This is a genomic window from Bradyrhizobium sp. SZCCHNRI1009, assembly GCF_032487575.1.
Taxonomy (GTDB): Bacteria; Pseudomonadota; Alphaproteobacteria; order Rhizobiales; family Xanthobacteraceae; genus Bradyrhizobium.
Genome location: NZ_JAUEUL010000004.1, coordinates 182682 through 199635, shown reverse-complemented (window position 1 = coordinate 199635; position 16954 = coordinate 182682). Strand labels below are relative to the sequence as shown.

The following is a 16954-nucleotide window of genomic DNA, read 5'->3' as shown; positions in this document are numbered from 1 at the left end:
GCTGCATTCGTAGATCACACCGCCGTGCGCCCCGTCGGCGTCGGTGGACGATGGCCACCCGCCGACAAGGCAGTGGCGCCGCGCACGCAGGATCGAGACAGCGCCTTCGTTCGATGCGCTGAACCAGCTCCAACCCGAGTCGAGGAGACCGACATGGCCAAAGGTCAGCAAAAAAGCAATCGGGAAGCCAAGAAGCCCAAGAGGGAGAAGCCCAAGAGCATTGCCGCAGCGCCGAGCCAGAAGGCCGGAGCATGGCAGCCGGATTTTTCCAGCGACAAAAAGAAGCGCTAGGGGCTTTCCGGTCTCATCAGTCTGGATGGTTCTCCCGCACGCAAGGCCGCGCGCAATGCGGTGACGATGCGGCTGACCGTACTGGCAGCGCAAAGGACAGAGCATGGCGCGCGAAACGATCTATTTCGTCCAGGCGTTCAGCACCGGCCGGGGCGGACGCCCGAAAGCCGAGACGCCGATCGCCTGCAAGACGGAATCGAGCGCGCTCCGAACTGCGGAACGACTGGTGTCGAGCAAGGCAGGCGTCGTCGCCTTCTCGTCATCGGGCGATCCCGACATGGGCGACTATGACGATGAGCCGACGGTTTTCTTCCGCCACGGCGAGTTGCCGTCGGCTTTCGATTGAGATGCGCACCCGCTTTGCCGCCGGCAACCACCGCCGAGCGCCCCCTTGGATGACGTCCGCCCATCTGCGGCGCCCTTCGAACCTGATCGGACACACACATGATTGAGTTTCCAAATCACAGCCGCTCCTATGATCGCACGCGACGTGCCGTACGGTTCTGGGGCTACGACAGCGCGATCGAAGCGTCGTTCTTCGTCGACGAGGGCGCGTTGAGACGCCTTCAACCCGACACCTGTCCGGACGAGTCGGGCTTTCTGACTGCGTTCGATTCCAACCGTGAGCGCATCTGCGCCGCCGCCGCCAAGGTCTATGTCCGAGGAAGCCGGGGATCCTACGATCTCGTCGCTGCAAATTTTTGACGGCGCTGCCTGCGGATCGGCTCTCAGCGATGCGATGTCTCTCATCTCGAGAGTCGTGACCTGACGGAGCCTGCGTCACCTACCTAGGCAGGGAACCCCGTCCAGTGGAGCGCACTTAAGGATTCTCTAGAGGTCCGCGTGGCCCTGCGGGTCGATCAGCCGGTTGATCCGCTGCGCCGCCGCGAGCCCGAAGCGCACCGTCATCAGCTTGCGCGTCGGCGCCGGCAATCTGTGCTCAGGCGCCTCGCAATGCAGGTGGGCGCCATAGGCATCGGCCACGATCAGGCCGGTGTCCTGCGGAAAGATCTCGCACGGCAGATCCTGCGTGAAGGCGAAGAACAGCCGGTCGCAATGCAGCCGATAGTCCTCCCATTTGTGATCGGCGCGCAGATCCTCCAGCGACGACTTGATCTCGACGATCCAGATCTCGCCGCGCTCGTTCAGCGCCACCAGGTCGGCGCGACGGCCCGACGGCAGCGGCAGCTCGCTGATGGTGGCAAAGCCGAGCGAGCGCAGCAGCCGCGAGGTGCCGCGCGCAATCGCCAGCGCCGTCTCCGACTGGCGGCGGTCGACGGGGACGAGGCTGATCCTGGCGGCTGACGAGTCCATCGCTGCAGCATAGCCGATTCCAGGCGTCTCCCAAGCCCGGTGACGCCCCGATGCGGGCCGCTGCAGCGCGGAGCTCTGCACCCGACAGCCGCCTTTTCACTTGGCGCACTGCGAAAAATCGGCATGCTGGCGCCCATGACCGAGCAGAACCAGACTAGGGCGAAGGCCGGCGCGATGATCGTGCCCGTGACGGCGTTCGAGCAGAACTGCACCATCCTGTGGTGCGAGGCGACGAAGAAGGCGATCGTGATCGATCCCGGCGGCGACGTGCCGAACATCCAGGCGGCGATCGCGCAGGCCAAAGTCACCGTCGAGAAGATCTGGCTGACGCATGGCCATATCGATCACGTCGGCGGCGCGGCCGATCTGCGCGACCAGCTGAAGGTGCCGATCGAGGGACCGCATGTCGCCGACAAATTCCTGCTCGACAACGTCGTCGCCAGCGGTGCGCGCTTCGGCATCACAGGCGTGCGCGACGTGACGCCCGACCGCTGGCTCGAGGAAGGCGATACGGTCGAGATCGGCGAGCTCGTCTTCGACATCCTGCACTGCCCCGGCCATTCGCCGGGCAGCATCGTGTTCTTCAACAAGGACATGCGCTTCGCCCATGTCGGCGACGTCCTGTTCAACGGCTCGGTCGGCCGCACCGACCTGCCCGGCGGCAGCCACGACACGCTGATCCGCTCGATCAAGGACAAGCTGCTGCCGCTCGGCGACGACGTCGGCTTCATCTGCGGCCACGGCGCCGGCTCGAGCTTCGGCCAGGAGCGGATGACGAACCCGTTCCTGACGGGGATGGCCTGAGACGAACTACTTCAGGCCGGCCGCCTGCAGCGCGCGCTCGATCACCGCGGCCACGTCGATCACACGGCGCCGCTTCTGCGGCGGCGCCTGCGTCGGGACGGCGGTCGCGGGCTTGAGAACCGGCGGCGCGTCGGCCGGCGTCATGTCGACCGCCTTCGCGCCTGACGGCCTTGGAGCTGAAGGCTTGATTTCGACCGGCGTAACGGCCGGCTTCGCGGCCACCGCTTGCGCGACCACCGGCGCCGATGGCCTGGATCCCGGCAACTCGGTTTTCGGCTTCGCGGCCTTGCCGGGAGCAGACCGCGTCCCCTTCGCGCGCGCCGGCGGCCGCGCCGGTGTCGGCTTGACCGGCGCCGCCTTAACCGGTGTCTCCGGCACGGGCTTGGCCTCGGTCGGCTCAACCGCGGCCGGCGCATCCGGCCGCCGCAGCATCTTCGTCAGGGCCGGCAGCGCCGAGATCGGCGACACCTCGGGAATGAGCTTCGTGCTCGGGGAGGTCGCGGCGGGCTTCGGCTGGCGGATCCAGTCGGTCACGCCAAAGAACTTCGCGATCAGATACGACGAGGAGATGCCGGCTTCGAGCAGGAACGGCCCGGCCTTGCCATAGCGCTTGTCGTTGGCCGCGACGCCGATTGGCGTGCCATGCGCCATGTTGGAGATGGTGAAGGATTCGACCACGGTCTCGCCATCGGCATTCCACCACTGCTCATGCGGATAGCCGTTGACCTCACCTGCGGCCATCGGCGCCAGCGGCAGGTGATGCAGGTCGAGCCATTGCTTGACGATCTCGCCGGCATTGTCCGGATGCACCGTATAGTCGGCGGTGCCGTGCCACACCGACAGCTTCGGCCATTTGCCGCGATGGCTGGAGGCGCGGCGCACGAGATCGCCGAGCTCGCCGGCCGGACGCGCCGGCGGCATCCGCATCTGCAGGATGGCGTCGCGCATGTTGCGCGCGGTGCCGAACGGCAACCCGGCGATCACGGCGCCGGCCGCGAACACCTCCGGATGCGCCGCCAGCATCGCCATGGTCATGGCGCCGCCCGCCGACAGGCCGGTGACGAAGATGCGGTTCGCATCGATGGCGTAGTCGGCCACCATGCGGGCGATCATCTCGCGGATCGAGGCGACCTCGCCCTGGCCGCGCGTGATGTCCTCGGGCTGAAACCAGTTGAAGCAGCGCTGCGGATTGTTAATGCGCTGCTGCTCCGGCATCAGCAGCGCGAAGCCGAAATGCTTTGCGAGCGTCGACCAGCCGGCGCCGAGATCATACTCGGCGGCGCCCTGCCCGCAGCCGTGCAGCACGACGACGAGCGGCAGCAGCGGCTGTCGCTGCGCCGGCACATGAGCGAACATCTTCAGACGACCGGGATTGCCGCCGAAGCTCTCGACCTCCACGAGCGGACATTCCGGCGCCGGACGGGACTGGCGGTGGAAATCTGCGAATCCGGTGATGCCATTCAGCTCGCGCAGCCGTCGCAAATACTCAACATTTTCAGCGAGGGACAACGGCAGCTCCTTGGCAGTCACGGATCAAACCCACCATCACCCAGATGGTTGCTGCAGCGCAAAAGAAAAAGCCCGCGAGATTGCGGAGCTCGGCAATTTGATTGCGAATTTCGCTCTTGCTGCGATCTAAATGCCACGCCGACGCGGCTCTTCACGCAGCAATCACCGAAATGCGAACCGACGAAACGTTCGATCGCCGCAAGCGTGAAAACGACACGCGACGCAACCCGGAAAGGCAGTGACCGCGTTCGGCATGTCGCCATTGCAGCCACAGGTCAACGAATCGACAACCCCGCGCCGAGTGTGAGCACCGATCGGTGATCAGTAAACAAACAAATGGCAGCCATGCACCGGTCGTCCCGCGCGGCAAGATGATTGCCTCGCACCGAGGCGCCAATTAGCCTGATTGGTAAGCAACAACGAATTCCGCCTGGGAGAAAACACATGGCGCGGCTCAAATTCGGCGCGTTCCTCGCTCCGCATCATCCGATCGGCGAGCATCCGATGCTGCAATTCCGCCGCGACCTCGATCTGGTCTCGCAGCTCGACGAGCTCGGCTATGACGAGTTCTGGTGCGGCGAGCATCATTCCAGCGGATGGGAGACGATCGCCTCGCCCGAGATGTTTCTCGCTGCTGCCGGCGAGCGCACCAAGCGCATCAGGCTCGGCACCGGCGTCATCTCGCTCCCCTACCATCATCCCTACAACGTCGCGCAGCGCATGGTGCAGCTCGATCACATGACCGGCGGCCGCGCCATCTTCGGCTCGGGGCCGGGCGCGCTCGCCTCCGATGCCCACACGCTCGGCATCGATCCGATGACGCAGCGTGACCGTCAGGACGAGGCGATCGCGGTCATCCGCCGCCTGTTCAACGGCGAGCGCGTCACCGCCAAGAGCGACTGGTTCACGATGAACGACGCGGCCTTGCAGATCCTGCCCTTGCAGGAGGAAATGCCGTTCGTCGTGGCGTCGCAGATCTCGCCGTCCGGCATGACGCTCGCAGGCAAATACGGCATCGGCATCATCTCGCTCGGCTCGATGTCGACGCAGGGCCTGATGGCGCTGCCGCAGCAATGGGAGTTCGCCGAGGACGCGGCGAAGAAGCACGGCACCAATGTGAGCCGCGCCAATTGGCGCGTGCTGCTGTCGTGGCACATCGCCGAGACGCGCGAGCAGGCGCGCCGCGAGGCCGGCCCCGGGCTGATGCGCTGGCACAACGAATATACGGTCGGCACCCTGATGCGGCCGGGTTTGAAACCATTCGCCTCGCCGGACGAGGCTGTCGACAAGACCGCCTTCGTCGAGGGCGCGGCGTCGACGATCGGCACGCCCGACGATCTCGTCAAGACGATCAAGAACCTGATGCAGGTGTCGGGCGGTGTCGGCCACATCATCGGCTTCGTGCACGACTGGGCCAATCCGGAGAACACGCGCCGCAGCTGGGACATGGTCGCGCGCTATGTCGTGCCGGAGATCAACGGCTACGTCGACGGCCTGCGCCGCTCGCAGAAATTTGTCATCGAGAACCGCGACATCTTCGAGCGCGCGGGACAGGCCGTGATGGCCAAGATCATGGACAACGACAAGGCCGCCGCGGCGCTGTCGCAGACCGGACCCGGCCGCATCGCGATTCCCGCGGTGAATGCGCCGGATCTGCAGGAAGCGGCGAAGCGGAGGGGATGAGAGTGTAGGGCGGATTAGCGCAGCGTAATCCGCCACATCCGGCGTAGTCGGATCCATGAAGCCGCTGAGACGCACAAATCGAGAAGGCCCGTAATTGTCGGCGGATTACGCTGCGCTAATCCGCCCTACGCACGGCTACCTCACCGCCGCGACCAGCCTCTCGCACTCAGCGAGCGTCGCGATCTGCTTCAGCGTCTCGCGCAGCGCCGGCAGGTCGACGGGCTTCTGGAATTGCGGATAGACCACGAGCCCGAGCACGGTCCCAAGGCGAACGTGCTCGTCGCGCGTGGCGTCCTCGGCGCCGCTGATGAAGATCACCGGCGTGCGCGATTTCAGCTCGTTGAGCAGCAGCAGGATGTCGGCGCCGCAGCGATCGCCGAGCGACAGATCCAGCGTGATGCAGTCGAAGGTCCGCCGGCGCAGCAGATCGGCCGCCGCCTCGACCGACGTCACGCAGGTCGCCTCGTAGCCGCACTGCGCGGCGATCTTGCGCAGAATCGAGAGATGCACCTCGGCATCCTCGATCACCAGCAACTGATTGCTCATGCCCTTGCCCTCGTCGCACGTTGACCCGACGTCAAGTCAGGCCGTTGCTAGATGCCGCCGATGGCCGCGAGGTAAACATTCGGCTCCGTGGATTTACGGGTGAAGGGGACGCGGGGGCCGCCTGGGGCGAGGCAGACCTGATGACGTGCGGCCAGCCGGAGCAGGCTCGCAGCGATCGTATGGTCATGGATGCCGACTCGGTGCCATCTCGTCGAGCGCCGCCTCAACCAGGCGACGTATCCCGCCAGCAACACCATGAACTTTTTGATCCAGCCAATCGCGATGCAATTGCCGCGTTCGATGCAACCGGCGATGGTGCCGCAACCATGTCGAATCGACGTCGCGCGCTGGGGCAAAGCATGACGAAATCTGGAGTGGCCGGGATTGCGGCCGCGTTGGCGAGCATTGTCCTCGCGAGGTCAGCGCTGGCGGCCGACCTGCCCGTGAAGGCATCGCCGGTTGTCGCCGCGCCGTCGTGGACCGGCGTTTATGCCGGCGTGTCGATCGGCGCCCGCTGGGCCGACAATGATTGGCGGACCAGCGACATCTCGCCGAACTTCGGGGCCGGCGTGTTCGTGCCGACGGCCGGCACCGGCGGCGCCATGGACAGCGTGGCGGCCAGGATCGGGGGCTACCTCGGCGTCAACTGGCAGTTCGCCCCGTCATGGGTCGCAGGACTCGAGGGCGACCTTGGATGGGCCGACAACAAGACGACCGCGAATCCCCTGCCGGGAACCACCGGGCTGTTCTTCGGCGCGCCGCTGGTCGGCCTTCCCACCGGCTCCGTGAAGGAGACGTGGGACGGCAGCGTACGCGCCCGGCTCGGCTATCTGGTTGCACCGGACACGCTCGTCTATGGCAGCGGCGGCGTGGCGTGGCAGCGCCTCGAGCTGAACGCCAACTGCACCGTCGTTCCGGGCAACGCCTTCTGCTTCGGCAATCCGCACAACGAGACCCAGGCATCGACCAGGGTCGGCTGGACCGTCGGCGGCGGCGTCGAGCACATGATCGGCGGCCACTGGATCGTGCGCGCTGACTACCGCTACGCCGATTTCGGCACCTGGACTCAGCCCTTCTTCGTCGCGGGCGGCGTCGGGGTCGGCTTCGACGACCGCTTCACCGCGCACGTTACGACGCGCACTCACACCGCGACAGTGGGACTCGCCTACAAGTTCTGAGGCGCGGTCGGGGGTGAGGAATGCAGGGTGGGCAAAGCTGCCGCCGCAGGCGGCTGCGTGCCGACTATTGATCTAAGAGCTCCTCAGCAAGATCGTGGGCACGGCGCCACTGCAAGCGGGCCCGTGGAGCGATCGACGGATCGCCTTTGCCCCCAGGGCGGCGTCATCGGCGGCGATATCAACCTATGACTTGCCGGCTCTTGGTCCCACAGTCTGATCTCCCGGAGATGGGGCGCCAGCGACCGCATGGCGGACACCGGCGCAGCGAGCGTCACGAAAATTTTCTTAACCCGGACCTGCTACCTCTCGCGAGTAGGACACCTCACTGCCCGCCGTCTCGACCCGGCGGGCTTTTCCGTGGGAAAGCTCGCCAATGTCACTCTCGTCAGCCAGGAACTACGCGCTGCGCGCCGAACGGTCGCAGGATCCCAAGGAGGCCGCCGATCTCCTGGCAAAGGCGATCCTGGAGCTGGCCGCCTCGATCGAGGCAACCGACGCCAAGGTGAAGAAGATCAACAAATCGGGCGGCTGACGGTCTCGACGTCCAGATCGGAACGCGTGGCGGCTTCTGCTTGCTCGCCTCGAAAGATGATCCGCTGATCCTGCGTCGATAGACCGCCGATATCGCGGCATCACTCGCGAGCGACAGCAGTAAATAATGGCGCCCGTCCGGGCCGACGGGCAAATCGCTTCCAGCAAAGCGCCTTTGAGAACGCGAAGCCGCACCGCGACGGCCTGCCGGTCGCAGGCTCATCACCATAAGGCGATGCGCGCCGAAAAACTCATTTCACGAACCAGCTCAATCACATCACCCCTGTCCAGTCCCGCGCGCAAAAATATTCTGCTTTCGTTTTTCCGAATCTCGCATATCGTCACGTCGTCCCGTCTCGATCAGAGGGGCGCTTCGCGGTCGTCACGAACGTTGAGGCGGGATGCGGTGGGCGCGTCGATGTTGCAGCGTGCGGTGATCCCGCGCCGACGAACAGCAGAGATGCGCACGGTCAAGTCGCGTGGTCCTGGCACCCCGATGCTGGTGTCCCGCGTAACGCGCGCAAGCGCGTTGCGCGCACGGTGGCCAACAAGCCCGGCGCACCGGGGAGATCGCGAAGCAGCCGTCAAAACCATCGCGCGGGGAATGCCGGGATGCCTCGGCTGAACCTGTGGTACCTGCCGCCTGCATTTTTTTCTGCAGGCGGGCCATGGGTGCGGCCAGCGCCCGGCATTCCCCGTGCCCTCTTCCCAAGGAGGGCAGCAAGTCCAGCAGGACTCGGACGCATGAAGCGCGTCGCGAGATCGCGAACGCGTGCGATGCAGCACAACTACACCGAGACGAAATAACGCAGCGTATTGCATGATGGCTGCAACCGCCCTTCAATGATGTGCCGGCGCATCGCCGCGCCCCGCCGATCCGAAAACGGAGCCTCCTTGATGTCGATGCAAAGTGTGGCCACGCCATCGTTCCGCCTGACCTCGCCGCGGCGCAACTCGCTGACCCATATTCCGGGCGACGAAGGCTGGCCGATCATCGGCAAGACGTTCGAGACCCTCGCCGACCCCAAGGGTCACGTCGAGCGTAACGCCAGGAAGTATGGCCCCGTCTACCGCACCCACATGTTCGGCGACGTCAACGTCGTGCTGCTCGGCCCCGAAGCCAACGAGCTGGTGCTGTTCGACCAGGCCAAGCTGTTCTCCTCGGCGCATGGCTGGGGCCACATCCTCAATTTGCTGTTTCCGCGCGGCCTGATGCTGCTCGATTTCGACGAGCACCGCATGCACCGCAAGGCGCTGTCGGTCGCCTTCAAGGCCGGGCCGATGAAGTCCTATCTCGCCGGCCTCGACCGCGGCATCGCCGCGCGCATCGCGCAGTGGAAGGCAAATCCGGGCGAGATGCTGTTCTATCCGGCGATCAAGCAGCTCACGCTCGACCTCGCCGCGACGTCCTTCCTCGGCACCGAGATCGGACCGGAGGTCGACGCCATCAACCGCGCCTTCGTCGACATGGTCGCAGCCTCGGTGGCGCCGATCCGGCGGCCGCTGCCGGGCACGCAGATGGCGCGCGGCGTCAAGGGTCGCCAGCGCATCGTCGCCTATTTCTCCGAGCAGATCCCGCTGCGCCGCGCGAAAGGCGATGGCGACGACCTGTTCTCGCATCTGTGCCGCGCCACCGACGACCACGGCGCCCTGCTGTCGACACAGGACATCGTCGACCACATGAGCTTCCTGATGATGGCGGCGCACGACACGCTGACCTCGTCGCTGACCTCCTTCATCGCCCAGCTCGCCGCGCATCCGCAGTGGCAGCAGAGGCTGCGCGAGGAGGTCGCCAGCCTCGGCCTCGCCAAGGACGAACCGATGACCTCGGAGCATCTGGAGAAGATGAAGCTGACCGAGATGGCGTTCCAGGAGACCCTGCGGCTGATGCCGCCGGTGCCGTCGCTGCCGCGCCGGCCGATCCGGGATTTTACCTTCAAGGGCTACGCGATTCCCGCCGGCACCGGCGTCGGCATCAACCCGATGTACACCCATCACATGCCGGAGATCTGGCCGGAGCCGGAGCGGTTCGACCCGATGCGCTTCACCGACGAGGCCCAGCGCGGCCGCCACCGCTTCGCCTGGGTGCCGTTCGGCGGCGGCGCGCACATGTGCCTCGGCCTGCACTTCGCCTACATGCAGGTGAAGTGCTTCGCGCGGCACTTCCTCGCCAACCTCGAGGTCTCGTTCGCCCCCGGCTATCAGCCGAACTGGCAGGTCTGGCCGATCCCGAAACCGCGCGACGGTCTGAAGGTGATGTTGAAGGCGGTGTGATCGGTCCGCATAGATGCAGCAAACGCGCCAAGGATCTCGGTTTGTCGCGGACTCGTTCCTCCTCGTCATGGCCGGGCTTGTCCCACGGCTGTCCGGTTCAAGACAGACTGGACATGGTGCATGGCGTGGATTCTTCTGCGGTCTTGAGCATCGCCAAATGTTCGAGACACACCAGGAAGGTCCCGCCATGCCGCATCAGAATACAGTATTCCGAGACATTCTGAAGTTGGTCCCCTGGCATCGCTTCGAGGCGCTTGTGGACGAGCATGGCACGGACGCGCGGATTCGACGGCTTTCCACCAAAGACCAATTTGTGGCGCTGCTGTACGGTCAGCTTTCGGGGGCTTCCAGTCTGCGTGAGATTGTCACCGGGCTGTCGAGCCACACCGCGCGGCTTTATCACCTGGGTGGGGGCCCTGTCCGCCGCTCGACTTTCGCGGACGCCAATATGAATCGGCCTGCGGAGATGTTTGCCGCCCTGTTGGCCATCATGATGAAGCAGGCCCATCGCCGGTTACGCCGCAAGCTTGCCGAGACGACGTATTTGATTGATTCGACCAGCGTACGGCTGACAGAAGCCAGCGCTGGCTGGGCACGGTTCTCTACCGGTGTCTGCGGTGCCAAGGTGCATGTGATCTATGATGCCGACGCCGACCGGCCGATTTATGCGGCAATCAGCGGAGCCAACGTCAACGACAATACTGCAGCGCATCAGATGCCCATCGAGCCGGGAGCAACCTACGTCTTCGATCTCGGCTATTATGAATATGCTTGGTGGGCTCAACTGGACGCCGCCGGTTGTCGAATCGTGACCCGGTTCAAATCCAATACGCCGCTGCGGGTCGTGGAGGAGTTGCCTGTCATCGCGGATGGCAACATCCTCTCCGACCGCATCGGCTTCCTTCCACAACGCCAAGCCTACAGCCGCCGCAATCCAATGCAGACTGCGGTGCGCGAAGTGCGCGTCACCTTGGAAACGGGAAAGATCCTGCGCATCCTGTCGAACGACCTCGATGCCAGCGCTCAAGAGATCGCCGACCTCTATCGTCGCCGCTGGGCCATCGAGTTGTTCTTTCGTTGGGTCAAGCAGACCCTCAAGATCACCAGGTTCCTCGGGACTTCTGAGAACGCCGTTCGTATCCAGATCGCCGTTGCCCTGATCGCCTTCCTCTTGCTTCGCCTCGCGCAAGACCTTCAGAAGGCAATCCAAAGCCCCTTGGTCTTTGCCAGATTGGTCCGCACCAACCTCATGCATCGCCGCCCCATCGATCAATTGCTCACGGGGCCACCCCAACTTGCCAAAAACCCACAACAGTTGAGCCTCGCAATATGCGGAAGCTGAACCGGACAGCCGTGGGCTTGTCCCGGCCATCCATCCTGCAATCCGCGGACGGAGAGACGTGGATGCCCGGGCCTTCGCCGCGCCGAAGCGGCTTCGGCCGCGCAGGCGGGCCAGGCCCGGGCATGACGAAGTGTATACTTCACCATCCCCTACTCCACTGCGTCCCCGAGCAGCTTGCGCATCGCCTGATAGCCTTGCTGCTGCTGGCTCCAGTTGCGGCCGCCGGTGATGGCGCCGTCGATGACGAGATCATGGCCGTTGATGAAGCTGGATTCGTCGCTGGCGAGGAACACCGCGGCATGCGCGATGTCGTCGGGCAGGCCAGCGCGCGGGATCGGCTGCGCCGTGGCATAGGCGTTGCGGATCGTCTCCGGCGTCTTCTCGGCCGCCTCGGTCGACAGTCCGAGCGCCTTGCCGAAGATGCCGGTCGCGATCAGTCCGGGCGAGATCGAGTTGACGCGCACGCCGGATTCGCCAAGCTCCATCGCCACGCATTTCGTCAGATGGATCACCGCCGCCTTCGCCGTGCTGTAGACCACCGAGGTGGAGAAGCCGGCGAGCCGGCCGGCGATCGAGCCGTTGTTGATGATGCTGCCGGCACCCTGCCGCTTCATGTGGGGCGCGGCGTATTTCATGCCCAGCATGACGCTGCGCACCAGTACCGCCATGGCTTGGTCGAAGCGATCGGCGTCGAGGCCTTCGATGCCGCCGGTCTGCGCCGGACCGCCGGCATTGTTGAACACGCAATCGAGCCGGCCGAAGCGCTCGACCGCGCCATCGATCAATGCCCGCATCTGCGCGTCGACCGTGACGTCGGTCTGCCGGAACACACAGCTCGCTCCGAGCCGGCTCGCCAGCGCCTCGCCCTCCGCGCTGCGCCGGCCAGCGACGACGACCTTCGCACCCTCGGCCACGAAGATTTCCGCCGTGCGCAGGCCGATGCCGCTGGTCGCGCCCGTGATCACGGCGACCTTGCCCTCCAACCGTCCCATTCCCTACTCCTTGCGTTGCTGCTACGTGCTCGTTCTTGGCGGCGGAATAATAAGCGCCCGAGTTCCGCCGCGGAACCGTCATCGTGCGCGCCAAACGGCAACACACGCAAGACGGCTTCCATCAACCGGACAAATTACCGCCACGTCGGCCTTAATTTGGTTGCGCAGTTGAGGCTCATGGATGTCCATGACGCGACTCATCGACGACATCAAGCGGATCTGGCGCGGCGAGCAGCAGCCTTCCCTGACATGGAGCTGCATGTTTGCCGCGATGTGCCTGCTCGCAGCCACGGCGATCCGCTACGGCATGGCGCATCTGCGGCCCGACGTGTTCTTCACGCCCTACATGCCGGCCGTCTTCTTCGCCACCGCGATGGGCGGATCGGGCGTCGGCCTGGCGACGGCGATCGCAGGCGCAGCGCTCGGCCTGACGCTCGATTTTGGCGGCGGTCCGGCGGATGGCGCCCGGCTCGCGCTGATGGCGATGTATATGGTCGTGGCGCTGCTGGTGATCTGGGGCGTCGATCACTACCGGCGGCTGGCCGGCAAGCAGCGCGAGATCGCCCGGCGGCTCACCGAGGAGGAGCAGTATCGCAAGCTCCTGGTCGACGAGCTGCATCACCGCCTCAAGAACAAGACCTCGACCATTCACGCCGTGCTGCATCAGGTGCTGTACGACCAGCCGGAGGTGTGGAGCCGCATCGACCAGCGCATCCGCGCGCTCGCGACCGCCGACGATTTGGTCGCGCGCGCCGAAGGACAGGGCTGCGACCTCAAGGACCTGCTGGTGTCGGAGCTCGGGCCTTATGGCCAAGTCCGCTTCGAGCTCCACGGCCCGCCGCTGTTCCTGCCCGCCAAGCTGGCCGTCAGCCTCGCTTTGATCTTCCACGAGCTGGCGACCAATGCCGGCAAATACGGCGCCTTCGCCTCGCCGCGCGGCTTCCTTCAGGTGTCATGGACGATGCAGGAGGACCGGCTCCATCTGACCTGGGACGAGGCCGCGGGTCCGCCGATCGGTCCGGTCGGCATGCCCGGTTTCGGGAGCAAATTGCTCAAGGCCGCGTTGTCGTCGTTCGACGGCAGGACCGAGACCAGCTTTCTCGAATCCGGCCTTCACTGCACCTTGCAGTGTCGCGTGCCACCGAACTGAATTGGCCGCCGGGCGGCCATTCCTGCCTGCGACTTTCGCCGCATGGGTCCGGTCGCGTCGTTCGTCCGATTCAGGAACGGTTAATGACGCCGCGGCACAAAGCTCCGTTCTTTCCAAGACTTGGCGCGCGCGTTCCGGGTTTCTACGTAGCGCTTAACTAAAATGAAGCGGGAACTTTGCACAATCGGCGCATGTACAGCAGCGACCGATTCAACTTTTCTCCCGGACCGAACGAGGGGCTGGGCTCGACCGAGGCCGAGTTGCGCTTCCTGCGCACCGTCCTCAGCCAGCTTCCCTCGGGCGTCACGGTCCAGGACGAGCACGGTCGCTTTCTGCTGGTCAACGATACGGCCGCCGTCCAGCTCGGCGCCGCCGCCAACAGCATCGACGGCCTCTCGGCGCCGCATCTCCACAACAGGCGCACGGCCTGCCGCGAGATCCTTGGCCGGGGACGAACGGTGATCGGCGAGGAAAAGGTGGCAGGCGAGCGCGGCGGGCAGACCCTGCTGACAGCGCATCGGCCGGTTCGCATCGGCGACCAGAGCGTCCTCATTTCCAGCTCGGCCGACATCAGCGAGCAGAAGGAGTTCGAGGACCAGCTGTTTCGCGCCGCCTATTATGACGAGTTGACCGGCCTGCCGATGCGCCGCGTGGTCGAGCATCGCGCCGACCTCCTGGTCCGGCGCGGCCGCGTCGACGGACGCTTCGCGCTCGCCTTTCTCGACCTCGATAATTTCAAGTACATCAACGACTATTACGGCCACGCCACCGGCGATGCGCTGCTGGTCGAGCTCGCCAAGCGCATCAGCCGCGACCTGCGCGAGTCGGACCTGCTGTCGCGCATCAGCGGCGACGAGTTCCTGCTGCTGCTGCATCCGATCGAGCGCGCCGAGGAGGTCGCCGAATTCCTGCACGAGATGCTGGACCGCCTGAACGCGCCCTTCTTCATCGACGGCGCGGAGGTGTTCGCCTCCGCGTCCGTCGGAGTCAGCCTGTTTCCCGAGCATGGCGCAAGCTACGACGTGCTGCGCCAGAACGCGGATCTGGCGATGTACCGCGTCAAGAACAGCGGCAAGGGCACGCTTGCCTTCTTCTCCAGCGCGATGGAGCACGAGGCGCTGGCGCGCATGAAGGTCGAGCAGTCGCTGCGGCTCGCGATCCTGGAAAAGCGCTTCTGCTGCGCGTTCCAGGCCAAGGTCGACATCCGCACCGAGGAGATCAAGGGCATCGAGGCGCTGGTACGGCTGCGCGACAATGAAGGCGTGATCCAGGCGCCAGGCTCCTTCATCAATCTCGCCGTCGAGCTCGGCCTGATCGACGAGCTCGCCCATCTCGTGCTGGACGAGATCGTCAAATCGATCGATCTGATCAACGACGCGTTTGGACCGGACGCGACGATCAGCATCAACGTCGCGGCGAAACAGGCGTCGAATCCGGAATTCATGCAGCCCTTCGCGCTGGCGATCGCGGCGACCGGCTTTCCCAAGCGGTTCATGATCGAGGTCACCGAGGACGCGTTCGTGACCCGCAGCCATTTCCAGGATGAGATCGTGCCGCTGCTGCGCGGGATCGGCGTCGGCATCTCGATCGACGATTTCGGCATCGGCTATTCGTCGCTGTCGGCGCTCGCCGACATCACGGCGGACGAGATCAAGATCGACCGCTCCTTCATCACCGACATTCATAAGCGGCCGCGCAGCCAGGGCATCCTGCGCGCGATCGAATCCCTGAGCGAGGCGCTGGGCATGACGGTGATCGCGGAGGGCATCGAGTCGTTCGAGGAGCTCGCCTATCTGCAGGCCGCGACCAAGATCCGCTATGCGCAGGGCTACTACTTCTCGCGTCCGATCTTCCTGGAAGAGCTGAAGCCGGCGGCCCCGCTTGCAAGCGAAGCGCGCATCAGTCTCGCCAGTCGCCCTGTGCAGGAAAATCGCCAGGCCTATGCGCGCAGCAGCCGCTATCGGCGTTGACCTCTCGGAGGACGGAGCCCTTCAGCACAAAATATGAGCGTCACCGGCTGACGCTGAAAGCGCCTTGACCCAGGCTGAGCCTGCACACTATCAGTTGCAGGCAACAGCCGCCGGTAGCTGGGAGGAAGGCTCGTGAAGACGTCACATATTCTCAAAGGTATTGTTTCATCATTGACTGCCGCCCTGCTGGCCACCGCTGCCCAGGCCGACGATCTGAAAATCGCTCTCATCTACGGCAAGACCGGCCCGCTCGAGGCCTACGCCAAGCAGACCGAAGCGGGTCTCCGCCTCGGCTTCGAATATGCCACCAAGGGCACCAACATGATCGACGGTCGCAAGATCGTCATCATCACCAAGGACGACCAGGGCAAGCCCGATTTGTCGAAGGCCGCACTGTCCGAAGCCTATCAGGATGACGGCGCCGACATCGCGATCGGCACGACCTCCTCCGCCGCGGCGCTCGCGGACTTGCCGGTCGCCGAGGAGAACAAGAAGATCCTGATCGTCGAGCCGGCGGTCGCCGACCAGATCACGGGCGAGAAGTGGAACCGCTACATCTTCCGCACCGGCCGCAACTCGTCGCAGGATGCGATCTCCAACGCGGTCGCGATCGGCAAGCCGGGCGTCACGGTCGCCACGCTGGCGCAGGACTATGCTTTCGGACGCGACGGCGTCGCCGCCTTCAAGGAGGCGCTGGCCAAGACCGGCGCGACGCTGGGGGCCGAGGAATATGTGCCGACCAGCACCACCGACTTCACTGCCGTCGGTCAGCGCCTGTTCGATGCGCTGAAGGACAAGCCCGGCAAGAAGATCATCTGGGTGATCTGGGCCGGCGCTGGCGATCCACTGACAAAGCTGCAGGACATGGATCCGAAGCGCTACGGCATCGAGCTGTCGACCGGCGGCAACATCCTGCCGGCGCTTGCCGCCTACAAGCGGCTGCCGGGCATGGAAGGCGCCACCTATTACTATTATGACATTCCCAAGAACCCCGTGAACGACTGGCTGGTGGCCGAGCACCAGAAGCGCTTCAACGCGCCGCCGGACTTCTTCACCGCTGGCGGCTTCTCGGCCGCGATGGCCGTCGTCACCGCCGTCACCAAGGCCAAGTCGACCGACACCGAGAAGCTGATCGCGGCGATGGAGGGCATGGAGTTCGATACGCCGAAGGGCAAGATGATCTTCCGGAAAGAAGATCACCAGGCGCTGCAAAGCATGTATCACTTCCGCGTCAAGGTCGATCCGAACCTCGCCTGGGCCGTCAACGAGCCGGTGCGAGAGATCAAGATCGACGAGATGGCGGTGCCAATCCGCAACAAGCGCTGAGATGATGAATTGCGTGCCCGGCCCTCGCGCCGGGCACGTTCTTA

Annotated in this window: 16 protein-coding genes; 12 read left to right on the top strand and 4 right to left on the bottom strand. The window is 64.9% G+C overall.

The window, feature by feature from the left end; translation table 11 throughout:
* Positions 1-153: 153 nt before the first annotated feature.
* The 3 genes from QX010_RS09985 to QX010_RS09975 all read left to right on the top strand — a co-directional run bounded on the left by QX010_RS09985 (position 154) and on the right by QX010_RS09975 (position 996).
* Entirely contained in the window at positions 154-291 is a 138-nt protein-coding gene (locus QX010_RS09985) for a hypothetical protein (protein ID WP_315803838.1), read from the top strand.
* A 103-nt stretch (positions 292-394) separates the two neighbouring features.
* Entirely contained in the window at positions 395-637 is a 243-nt protein-coding gene (locus tag QX010_RS09980) for a hypothetical protein (RefSeq protein ID WP_315803839.1), read from the top strand.
* A 98-nt stretch (positions 638-735) separates the two neighbouring features.
* Positions 736-996: a DUF1488 domain-containing protein gene (locus tag QX010_RS09975; RefSeq protein WP_315803840.1), complete on the top strand. Its 261-nt coding sequence runs from the start codon at positions 736-738 to the stop codon at positions 994-996.
* Between the two features lie 126 nt (positions 997-1122).
* Here QX010_RS09975 and QX010_RS09970 read toward each other — a convergent pair whose 3' ends face one another.
* Positions 1123-1605 carry an MmcB family DNA repair protein gene (locus tag QX010_RS09970; protein ID WP_316179153.1) on the bottom strand — a complete coding sequence of 161 codons (483 nt, stop codon included), beginning with the start codon at positions 1603-1605 and terminating at the stop codon, positions 1123-1125.
* Between the two features lie 135 nt (positions 1606-1740).
* Here QX010_RS09970 and QX010_RS09965 point away from each other — a divergent pair, with 135 nt between their 5' ends.
* Positions 1741-2409: an MBL fold metallo-hydrolase gene (locus QX010_RS09965; protein WP_316179419.1), complete on the top strand. Its 669-nt coding sequence runs from the start codon at positions 1741-1743 to the stop codon at positions 2407-2409.
* Between the two features lie 6 nt (positions 2410-2415).
* Here QX010_RS09965 and QX010_RS09960 read toward each other — a convergent pair whose 3' ends face one another.
* Positions 2416-3918, bottom strand: coding sequence for a PHB depolymerase family esterase (locus tag QX010_RS09960; protein ID WP_316179151.1), 1503 nt, complete (start codon positions 3916-3918; stop codon positions 2416-2418).
* A 444-nt stretch (positions 3919-4362) separates the two neighbouring features.
* On the opposite strand from QX010_RS09960, the gene QX010_RS09955 reads away from it, so the two are divergent.
* Positions 4363-5601, top strand: coding sequence for an LLM class flavin-dependent oxidoreductase (locus QX010_RS09955; RefSeq protein ID WP_316179150.1), 1239 nt, complete (start codon positions 4363-4365; stop codon positions 5599-5601).
* A gap of 135 nt (positions 5602-5736) precedes the next feature.
* Here QX010_RS09955 and QX010_RS09950 read toward each other — a convergent pair whose 3' ends face one another.
* Positions 5737-6147: a response regulator gene (locus tag QX010_RS09950; RefSeq protein ID WP_316179149.1), complete on the bottom strand. Its 411-nt coding sequence runs from the start codon at positions 6145-6147 to the stop codon at positions 5737-5739.
* Between the two features lie 359 nt (positions 6148-6506).
* Here QX010_RS09950 and QX010_RS09945 point away from each other — a divergent pair, with 359 nt between their 5' ends.
* The 4 genes from QX010_RS09945 to QX010_RS09930 all read left to right on the top strand — a co-directional run bounded on the left by QX010_RS09945 (position 6507) and on the right by QX010_RS09930 (position 11472).
* Positions 6507-7325: an outer membrane protein gene (locus tag QX010_RS09945; protein ID WP_316179147.1), complete on the top strand. Its 819-nt coding sequence runs from the start codon at positions 6507-6509 to the stop codon at positions 7323-7325.
* Between the two features lie 373 nt (positions 7326-7698).
* The gene (locus QX010_RS09940) at positions 7699-7857 is read left to right on the top strand and encodes a hypothetical protein (protein ID WP_315803846.1); all 159 of its coding nucleotides are present in this window, start codon (positions 7699-7701) and stop codon (positions 7855-7857) included.
* Positions 7858-8753: 896 nt separating this feature from the next.
* Positions 8754-10130, top strand: a complete 1377-nt coding sequence (locus tag QX010_RS09935; protein ID WP_315803847.1) for a cytochrome P450 — start codon at positions 8754-8756, stop codon at positions 10128-10130.
* A 187-nt stretch (positions 10131-10317) separates the two neighbouring features.
* The gene (locus QX010_RS09930) at positions 10318-11472 is read left to right on the top strand and encodes an IS4 family transposase (RefSeq protein WP_315800429.1); all 1155 of its coding nucleotides are present in this window, start codon (positions 10318-10320) and stop codon (positions 11470-11472) included.
* 149 nt (positions 11473-11621) lie between these two features.
* Here the strand turns inward: QX010_RS09930 and QX010_RS09925 are convergent, their stop codons facing one another.
* Positions 11622-12464, bottom strand: a complete 843-nt coding sequence (locus QX010_RS09925; protein WP_316179145.1) for a glucose 1-dehydrogenase — start codon at positions 12462-12464, stop codon at positions 11622-11624.
* Positions 12465-12645: 181 nt separating this feature from the next.
* Here QX010_RS09925 and QX010_RS09920 point away from each other — a divergent pair, with 181 nt between their 5' ends.
* The 3 genes from QX010_RS09920 (at position 12646) to QX010_RS09910 (ending at position 16910) form a co-directional block, all read left to right on the top strand.
* Positions 12646-13614, top strand: coding sequence for a sensor histidine kinase (locus tag QX010_RS09920; RefSeq protein WP_316179143.1), 969 nt, complete (start codon positions 12646-12648; stop codon positions 13612-13614).
* Between the two features lie 191 nt (positions 13615-13805).
* Positions 13806-15584 (top strand): putative bifunctional diguanylate cyclase/phosphodiesterase, encoded by a 1779-nt coding sequence (locus tag QX010_RS09915; RefSeq protein ID WP_316179142.1) that lies wholly within the window; start codon positions 13806-13808, stop codon positions 15582-15584.
* 132 nt (positions 15585-15716) lie between these two features.
* Positions 15717-16910, top strand: a complete 1194-nt coding sequence (locus tag QX010_RS09910; protein WP_315715117.1) for a substrate-binding domain-containing protein — start codon at positions 15717-15719, stop codon at positions 16908-16910.
* Positions 16911-16954: the final 44 nt, after the last annotated feature.

Coding starts and splice junctions, on each gene's coding strand:
- QX010_RS09915 (WP_316179142.1), top strand. CDS start 13,806: ATGTACAGCAGCGACCGATTCAACTTTTCTCCCGGACCGAACGAGGGG.
- QX010_RS09955 (WP_316179150.1), top strand. CDS start 4,363: ATGGCGCGGCTCAAATTCGGCGCGTTCCTCGCTCCGCATCATCCGATC.
- QX010_RS09935 (WP_315803847.1), top strand. CDS start 8,754: ATGTCGATGCAAAGTGTGGCCACGCCATCGTTCCGCCTGACCTCGCCG.
- QX010_RS09920 (WP_316179143.1), top strand. CDS start 12,646: ATGTCCATGACGCGACTCATCGACGACATCAAGCGGATCTGGCGCGGC.
- QX010_RS09975 (WP_315803840.1), top strand. CDS start 736: ATGATTGAGTTTCCAAATCACAGCCGCTCCTATGATCGCACGCGACGT.
- QX010_RS09985 (WP_315803838.1), top strand. CDS start 154: ATGGCCAAAGGTCAGCAAAAAAGCAATCGGGAAGCCAAGAAGCCCAAG.
- QX010_RS09965 (WP_316179419.1), top strand. CDS start 1,741: ATGACCGAGCAGAACCAGACTAGGGCGAAGGCCGGCGCGATGATCGTG.
- QX010_RS09940 (WP_315803846.1), top strand. CDS start 7,699: ATGTCACTCTCGTCAGCCAGGAACTACGCGCTGCGCGCCGAACGGTCG.
- QX010_RS09970 (WP_316179153.1), bottom strand. CDS start 1,605: ATGGACTCGTCAGCCGCCAGGATCAGCCTCGTCCCCGTCGACCGCCGC.
- QX010_RS09930 (WP_315800429.1), top strand. CDS start 10,318: ATGCCGCATCAGAATACAGTATTCCGAGACATTCTGAAGTTGGTCCCC.
- QX010_RS09925 (WP_316179145.1), bottom strand. CDS start 12,464: ATGGGACGGTTGGAGGGCAAGGTCGCCGTGATCACGGGCGCGACCAGC.
- QX010_RS09980 (WP_315803839.1), top strand. CDS start 395: ATGGCGCGCGAAACGATCTATTTCGTCCAGGCGTTCAGCACCGGCCGG.
- QX010_RS09950 (WP_316179149.1), bottom strand. CDS start 6,147: ATGAGCAATCAGTTGCTGGTGATCGAGGATGCCGAGGTGCATCTCTCG.
- QX010_RS09945 (WP_316179147.1), top strand. CDS start 6,507: ATGACGAAATCTGGAGTGGCCGGGATTGCGGCCGCGTTGGCGAGCATT.